Origin of the sequence: Chitinophaga filiformis (genome assembly GCF_021646545.1) — a bacterium.
GTDB classification, from domain to species: Bacteria; Bacteroidota; Bacteroidia; order Chitinophagales; family Chitinophagaceae; genus Chitinophaga; species Chitinophaga filiformis_A.
The window spans coordinates 451,363-459,147 of the sequence record NZ_JAKIRP010000005.1 but is presented as its reverse complement, the minus strand read 5'-3'; the positions used below and the strand labels follow the sequence as shown (position 1 = coordinate 459,147).

The window sequence follows — 7,785 nt, the reverse complement described above, 5'->3', positions numbered from 1 at the left end:
TGGCTTTGCCATCTTTCATAAACGATTGGAGGAAGGTACGTTTGAATTACCACCATTCCTGCACGATCAAACACATGTGGTGATTAACTATAGCCAGCTGATATTGATCTTGCAGGGGATTAGTCTGGAAAAGGTGCACTATCGAAAACGATATAATCAAAGAATGCCAGCACGTTAACATCGCGCTAACAATATTTACAGAATGATTGGCTAACATTGCACCTAACGATGCAACACCCCAACATTGATTATAAGGAACGTTATGAACAGGCTGAACAAACCATCAGCCAGTTAAAGCACGAGCTGGCCGTATTGAAGAAGATGATCTTTGGTAGCCGTCACGAGAAGTTTGTTTCCACAGAGGCATCAGTACAGCAATTATCACTGGATATGAAAGCTGACCAAACGGCCACCAGCAGTATTATAAGTGCCCAGAAAATCTCCTATACCCGTAACAAAATCAATACGGATCCGGTTCAGCACCCAGGTAGAAATAAATTACCCGATCACTTACGCAGAGAGGAAATTATTATAGACCCGATAGATCTTCCACAAGGAAGCAAGAGGATTGGGCAACTGGAAACAGAAGTTTTGGAATACAAGGCTGCAGAACTATATGTTAAACGATACATCCGGCCCAAGTATCTGGCACCGGAATCTAATGCAGATTCCTCCCAGATAATAACAGCACCATTGCCAGACATGCCATTGCCGAAATGCATTGCAGGACCGGGGCTGTTAACTCAAATGATCATCGATAAATTTGTTGATCACTTGCCCCTGCATCGTCAAATGCAACGTTTTGAGCGTTCCGGAGTAAAACTTCCGTATTCGACGTTGACGGATTGGGTTGGTGCTGCGGCTAACCTGATAACCCCTCTTTATGGAGCTCTCGTCGATCAGGTACTTAATGCTGACTACATACAGTGCGACGAGAGTCCCATGCCAGTACTGGACAAGGATAAGAAAGGAAAAACTCATCGAGGCTTCTTTTGGGCCTATCAGGACAGTATAAACAAGCTGGTAGTCTTCGACTACCAGGAGGGGCGCAATAAAGATGGCCCCACACAAATGTTACAAAAATTTAAAGGTACAATCCAGACGGATGGTTACCAGATCTACGATACGATTGCCGAAAGCAGTGGAATAAATCTCATCCATTGCATGGCTCATGCGCGTAGATATTTTGTAGATGCGCTGGAACATGATCGCACCCGTGCGGAGCATGTTCTTCAGCAAATACAGCTACTCTATGAAATAGAGCGGGAATGCAATGCTCAGGCATATGATATAGCAGATCGTAAATCTCACCGTTTTGAGAAGGCTGTTCCTATCCTCGCTGAGTTAGGGGTATGGATGATTAACCAGTATCCACAAGTCCTTCCTAAGAGCCCAATTGGACAAGCACTGGCTTATAGCATAAAAAGATGGAATAAACTATGCGCATATGCTCAAACAGGACATCTGTTACCAGATAACAACCCGATTGAAAACTCTATAAGACCTATAGCACTGGGTCGAAAAAATCATCTGTTTGCGGGCTCACATGAGGCTGCGAGAAGATCCGCAATGCTATATAGCTTGCTTGGGACTTGTAAAATGCATAAGGTTGACCCTGTCGAATGGTTACAGGACGTTCTCAGTAGAATAGCCAGCTATCCCGTAAACCGAATCAAAGAACTTCTTCCACATAACTGGAAACTTAAGCAAAGTTAAGCCTCTCCTGAATTACCACATAGATGCTGTTGCTCGTAGGGATACAGGAGCTTCGTTTACAAAACTGGACAGGAACGCGCTTGAAAACAGGATGCACCTGCCCGATACCACCAATGGCAACTCAGCTGCAGCTGCCATGGATACCAATGATGATGGAAAGGAAATGAAGGAAGAATTTGTTGAAAAAAAGAAATAAACTTACTTAAGTCTAATTTTCGGTACGACATGGTGCATTCCTCCAATATGACACCGGCAGGGGAAATTTCCCCACTGGAATACTCCTGATGAGCTTATATTCTATTTAGACAAATGCGATAGCCCCTTTTATTACTTATTTCAAAATCTTTTTGGTTACAAATTCATTAAAAAAGAAATCCCTGTAAACATTGCCAATCGGTATTTCGTTCTTCCCTATATATATAGTATTGTTATCAACAGAATTTATTTTATTTACATTGATTATATAAGATTTGCTGACTCTGACAAAGAAACTTTTTGGAAGCAGATCATTAATAGTTTTAATATTCATCAGCGTAATCACTTTTTGATTTTCTAAATAAATAACCACATAGTCTTTTAAGCCTTCGATAAAAAGGATGTCACTAAAATGTACTTTGAACATTCTGCGGTCTGCTCTTACGAAAATATAATCGTCGGTTATGTTTTCTATATTACTGTTTATATAATCATTATGGAATAATTTGCAATACGTCTGTGCCTTTTCAACTGCTTTTTGAAAGCGTTCTAATTTTACAGGTTTGATCAAATAGTCAATAGCGTCTACTTCATAACTCTCAGAAGCAAATTCATGAAAAGCGGTAGTAAACACCACTAAAGTTTTTTTAGGAATAGTTCTGGCAAATTCAATTCCATTCACTCCCGGCATTTGAATATCAAGAAATACTAAATCAACAGCATTTTTTGCCAGGAATTCTCTTGTAGCATCTGCGCCATTAAATGAGGCTATAGACTCCAGATTTTCTGTCTGAGAAACCAGTTTCTGGATTGCTTTTCTTGCTAATGGTTCATCATCAACTATTATGCAGTTCATTTTAGTATTTTAAAGTTAAGGTAATGCAGTACGTTTCCGAATTGTCTTCTATTTTTAAATCATGTGAAGAAGGGAACAGGAGTTCCAATCTTCTTTTAATATTGGCCAGGCCTAATCCTCCGGATTTATTAACTGCTTTTACAGCGGGTTTTGAGTTTATGCATTTGAAAAATAGCGCAGTATGACGAACATCGAAAAACAAATTTACATACGATAATTTCGCTGAGTCATTATTGTGTTTTACAGCATTTTCGACAAATGAAATAAATAATAAGGGAGGAACCTGAACACCGCTCAATTCACCTTCCTTGGATATTAAGAAATTAAAATTATCCCGTCTAACTTTTTCCAGGTTTAAAAAGTCTTCTAAAAAATGGATTTCTGAAGTTAATAGAACTTTATCTCTCGAGCTGTCATAAAGCTGATAACGAAGCAGGTCACTTAGTTTCACCAAAACCTGCGAAGCTTTTTTAGGATCATCTTCAATCAGAACATTGGCATTGTTAAGCATATTAAAAAGGAAATGCGGATTGATTTGATTCTTGAGCTGTTCCAGTTCGGTATTAGTTTTTGCCAGGTCCAGATCATGAATCAGCTGCGCATCAGATATCCACTGCTGGAATAATTTAACTGCTGCCGATGCCGTAATAAGCATCATGACCATAAAGGAAAAGGTAAAAAAGTTGATACTGTCATCCTCGTAAGGCAGTAAATCAGGTTTAAAATAAAAGGAAAAAACTTCATGAGCGTAAAACGAAAGAATCATGCTTGTAAGCACAAAAAGACCATAACTCAGGTATTTTTTTCTAAATAAAAATTTAGGCACGGAAAAATATATGTTACCGTAGGCCAACAAAATTATCTGAAAAAAAATGACCAGTCGATTATAGGTTTCAGAAGGTTCTACATAGTCCGCCGGACTATAATACAAAACAACAATACAAAATACGATCGGTAATAAATGACGTTGAAATCGGTATTTTTTTGAAATGATCAACTGGATCATCCAATTGGCATCTATAGTTTTTGTGTATAAAGTTTTATTCATAAACCCATTTTAGGTTTCTGGCAAATGTAGCAATACGCAAAGAATATAAATCTTGTACTATACAAAAGCACATTAATTATAGACCAAAATAAGATTTAAAGATGGTAAACGTTTTCTAAAAGCGAAACTAAGGTTTCCATCTAACCAGGAATAATTTGTTTTGAAAATACAGCTTCTTTCGCTTAAATCTTATTGTGCGATTTATTTTACTAGATGTAATGGCTGCTTTAATATATAGAGTAGGGCATTTTGTATATATAAAATATGCGGAGTCGACAAAAATATACTTTAGCCGAAAATATTAACATTTAACGCTAACCCATAATAAATGAAAGCAGGATCTATGTCCTCTCTGGTACTTTTTTTTGCCTTTGTTGTCCATGCATATTCGCAGGAGAGAGTTACCCTTAGCGGCACAATATCTAATAAGTCCAATGATCTCATAGGATACAGACTTTATTCAACTTGCTGGCGATGTTAGCCAGGCAGCAGCGTTCACATCCTGAAAAGTGATGTTGGACAAGTTATCTGGTGATTTATGAAACAGGTCTGTAGAAAAAATCCTAATGTGCAATGAACGTAAAGGTCATTAATAATTATTCTAAACTCAAACCATGCTTATTTTTTTTGCCCATATCCTTGTTAATCGCAATTATTTTGTTTTTACAACACAATGATTCGTTACATACCAATAAATATGTACAGATTCAAAAGGACAATTTCTTTTTTATTAATTATAATTTAGGCCAATTCCCAGATATCATCTATAATCTTACCCAATTAGGAGATGCTTCGATTATTTTGTCTGTTTTAAGTATTTTCATTTTGTATGCGCCTAAAATGTGGGAGTCATTAATATCGGCATCGCTGGCTTCTTTTATATTTTCTGTCGGTTTAAAAAATTTATTTCGGGTGCCAAGACCTGCTGTGGTGTTTGATAATAATTGTTTTATTATCATCGGAAAAAAAGCTGTTGGGTATGCCAGTTTACCCTCTGGACACTCAATTACGGTCTTTACAACGTTTACTGTTTTGTTGTTTGCATTTATGCCCGAAAAGTTGCCCTATAAAATTTTATGGGTTCTTTTTACAATCATGGCTGGACTAACTATTGCGTTTACAAGGGTAGGCGTAGGAGCGCATTATCCGCTTGATGTTATTATTGGCAGTATTATCGGATATATCTCTGGACTGGCAGGAATCTTTATCAGCCGGAAATATAAAATCTGGGCCTGGGTTAACAATAAAAAATACTATCCGATTTTTATTTTATTAATACTGGCTAGTGGTGTGTCATTAGTCAGTAAGATATTTAATAAAAATTTAATAATATTGTATCTTGCATTAATTTGCTTGATTGTTCCAGTTTATAAAATGGCTTATGCGTTTATTAAAAGATAATATTAAAATTGTTCATCTTTCTTTATTATTAGGTTGTCTTAACTTCTTATTCTTTCATTTTCCCTTTTTCAAATTTGTTTTTGATAATATTGATTATAAAAGTTTTAATGGCATTACCATTATTATTTCTTTTATTATTCTAATGCCGGTCGCAAATGCTTTTTCCTTTTTTTTGATGTTCTATCTATTACGCTTTGTAGGAAAAATCATCGTGGTATTATTCTTTATTGTCAGCGCAATTGCAGTTTACTTTGTTAATACTTACGGTGTTATAATAAATGCAGAAATGATGGGTAATGTGCTAAATACCAATTATGCTGAGGCATCTGGTTTTTTTTCCATAAAATTACTACTCTATATAATGCTGCTTGGTGTTATTCCTGGCATTATTATTATTAAAGCCAAAATAGTAAATGTAACACTAAAGCGATTTTTCATCATCGCTTTAGCTAGTTTATTATTTATGGTAATTGTAGCATTTGCCAATTCCAAAAATTGGTTATGGGTTGATAAAAATTCGAAAGTATTAGGCGGGCTTGCAATGCCATGGAGTTACACAGTAAATCTTTCTCTGTTTTTTATACATAAACACCAGGAAAATGAAAAAGAAATATTATTGCCAGATGCTGCCATAAAGGATAACCGGAAATCGGTTGTAGTCTTAGTGATAGGAGAATCCGCCAGAAGGGAAAATTTTTCTTTATACGGGTACAGTAAAAATACAAATCCATTTCTTTCAAAGACCCCTGGTGTATTTCATTTTAATGCTACCTCCTGCGCCACTTACACTACTGCAGGTGTAAAGTGTATTTTAGAACATAAAAATACCGGCGAGTTGTATGAGATTTTGCCCAATTATTTATATAGAAATGGCGTAGAGGTTGTCTGGAGAACTACAAACTGGGGAGAACCACCTGTTCATATAAAAAATTACCTGAACAAAGAAGCGCTGATGAAAGATTGTAAAGGCGATGGATGCGATTATGATGAAGTTCTTCTGAAGGGCCTGAAAGAGCAAATAGCAGCAAGTACAAAAAATAAGGTATTGATTGTATTACACACAAGTACAAGTCATGGACCTGAGTATAGCCAGAAATATCCGCCTCGGTTCGAAACTTTTAAGCCCGTCTGTAATAGTGTTGAACTAGCAAAATGTTCTAATACGGAATTGGTCAATGCTTATGACAATACGATTGGTTATACCGATTATATTCTATACAATGTAATTGAAGATTTAAAACAATTAAAGGAATATAAAAGTGCAATGATTTTTGTTTCCGACCATGGCGAATCTTTAGGAGAAAACAATCTATACATGCATGGTTTGCCTTTAAGCCTGGCGCCGAAAGAACAATATGAAATTCCTTTTATAGTTTGGACATCTGATAACAGTTTAAAACAATTGAAGACAGAAAATTCATTGTCACAAAACCATGTATTTCACAGTGTTTTGAATTTTTTGGGTGTACAAAGCCCTGTTTATAATGAGGAATTGAACATTTTTTCCGCGAAATGAAAACGGGGTACAGCAGTAAACTTGAAAACTGGAAGCCAAACGAGCTATCTATGATCAAGACCAGGTAAATATGAATGACCTGCCGGACAAGGGACTGAACAACGTTTTAAAGCTGGATTATGCGTACGGGAGCGGAGATATTGAAAAGAAGCGGAGGGTATTAGTTCGATGTATCCTGAAAAATTAACTTTTGACGGATTTCAATAATTATAAATAGACAATGTCAGAACAATTATACTTTTTTAAATTCAATAAGGAAATTGCAAGAACTAAACTATCTACTTTGGTTAAACAGGAAGATAAATTTTCTTACAAACAATACCTCTTTGAAAATCAGAGCAATTTTAAAAAGAATTTGCAGTTCGATAATATAACAAACAAGATAGATGGGAAAATTGAACTGCTGTCAACCGATGAACTCTGGAGCTTATTCAATTGGTTTTATGAAAGAACTGAAAAACTAAATCCAAATATTGAATATTTCAGTATAAGTGATAGAACGCATGAGGAAATGCGCAATTATGGTTTAGATTTATTCTATGAATTCACTACTACATCACAAGTAAGATATTTTTATGGCTTATTAGGAGATTACGACTCATTAACAGATCAGTGGATTGAAGATAGCTGCGGGTCTGATGAGTTAAATGGTTTTTTAAATTATGTTATTTGCTATTGTGGTGAATTGACGATTTTTCTGAACAAGTATTACTATAAAAGCCATGAAACTGATGATGAGAATTTACAGATAGCACAACTAATTAACGATATCAATTCAAAGTCTAATAGCTACTTTCATAAATTGGCATTATCAGAATTAGAAAGATCAAAGGAGTATAATAATGAAACTATGCAATTGGTTCCTAAAGTGATTGAATTTCGTCGAGCCAACGATGGTAAATCTTCTTATACGATGCCTATGGAATTGTATGAAATTGAAAAAAGAGAAAGTGAAATTATCAGTGTTGCATGTTTACTACACACAGCTATAAGCCTTAAAGAAGAAATTAAAAATTATGATGGGCAAATCATAAGATTACACTCGTATTAAAA

Annotated in this window: 7 protein-coding genes; 5 read left to right on the top strand and 2 right to left on the bottom strand. The window is 35.6% G+C overall.

Annotation, left to right across the window (positions count from 1 at the left end; genetic code table 11):
• Positions 1-10 precede the first annotated feature (10 nt).
• Positions 11-178, top strand: a complete 168-nt coding sequence (locus L3C95_RS35250) for a hypothetical protein (protein ID WP_410683267.1) — start codon at positions 11-13, stop codon at positions 176-178.
• 50 nt (positions 179-228) lie between these two features.
• Positions 229-1,716, top strand: coding sequence for an IS66 family transposase (tnpC, locus tag L3C95_RS16420; protein WP_236389148.1), 1,488 nt, complete (start codon positions 229-231; stop codon positions 1,714-1,716).
• A gap of 331 nt (positions 1,717-2,047) precedes the next feature.
• On the opposite strand, the gene L3C95_RS16415 is transcribed toward tnpC, so the two are convergent.
• Positions 2,048-2,767 (bottom strand): LytR/AlgR family response regulator transcription factor, encoded by a 720-nt coding sequence (locus tag L3C95_RS16415; RefSeq protein WP_236389147.1) that lies wholly within the window; start codon positions 2,765-2,767, stop codon positions 2,048-2,050.
• A gap of 1 nt (position 2,768) precedes the next feature.
• Positions 2,769-3,815: a sensor histidine kinase gene (locus L3C95_RS16410; protein ID WP_236389146.1), complete on the bottom strand. Its 1,047-nt coding sequence runs from the start codon at positions 3,813-3,815 to the stop codon at positions 2,769-2,771.
• A gap of 573 nt (positions 3,816-4,388) precedes the next feature.
• On the opposite strand from L3C95_RS16410, the gene L3C95_RS16405 reads away from it, so the two are divergent.
• From L3C95_RS16405 to L3C95_RS16395, 3 genes are all read left to right on the top strand, one after another.
• Positions 4,389-5,216: a phosphatase PAP2 family protein gene (locus L3C95_RS16405; RefSeq protein WP_236389145.1), complete on the top strand. Its 828-nt coding sequence runs from the start codon at positions 4,389-4,391 to the stop codon at positions 5,214-5,216.
• Positions 5,197-6,732 (top strand): phosphoethanolamine--lipid A transferase EptA, encoded by a 1,536-nt coding sequence (gene eptA, locus L3C95_RS16400; protein ID WP_236389144.1) that lies wholly within the window; start codon positions 5,197-5,199, stop codon positions 6,730-6,732. The genes L3C95_RS16405 and eptA overlap by 20 nt, the downstream gene beginning before the upstream one ends.
• A 220-nt stretch (positions 6,733-6,952) precedes the next feature.
• Complete coding sequence (locus tag L3C95_RS16395; RefSeq protein ID WP_236389143.1) at positions 6,953-7,783, top strand: hypothetical protein; 831 nt, start codon at positions 6,953-6,955, stop codon at positions 7,781-7,783.
• The last annotated feature ends 2 nt before the right edge of the window (positions 7,784-7,785 follow it).

Coding starts and splice junctions, on each gene's coding strand:
- tnpC (WP_236389148.1), top strand. CDS start 229: ATGCAACACCCCAACATTGATTATAAGGAACGTTATGAACAGGCTGAA.
- L3C95_RS16415 (WP_236389147.1), bottom strand. CDS start 2,767: ATGAACTGCATAATAGTTGATGATGAACCATTAGCAAGAAAAGCAATC.
- L3C95_RS16410 (WP_236389146.1), bottom strand. CDS start 3,815: ATGAATAAAACTTTATACACAAAAACTATAGATGCCAATTGGATGATC.
- L3C95_RS16405 (WP_236389145.1), top strand. CDS start 4,389: ATGAACGTAAAGGTCATTAATAATTATTCTAAACTCAAACCATGCTTA.
- eptA (WP_236389144.1), top strand. CDS start 5,197: ATGCGTTTATTAAAAGATAATATTAAAATTGTTCATCTTTCTTTATTA.
- L3C95_RS16395 (WP_236389143.1), top strand. CDS start 6,953: ATGTCAGAACAATTATACTTTTTTAAATTCAATAAGGAAATTGCAAGA.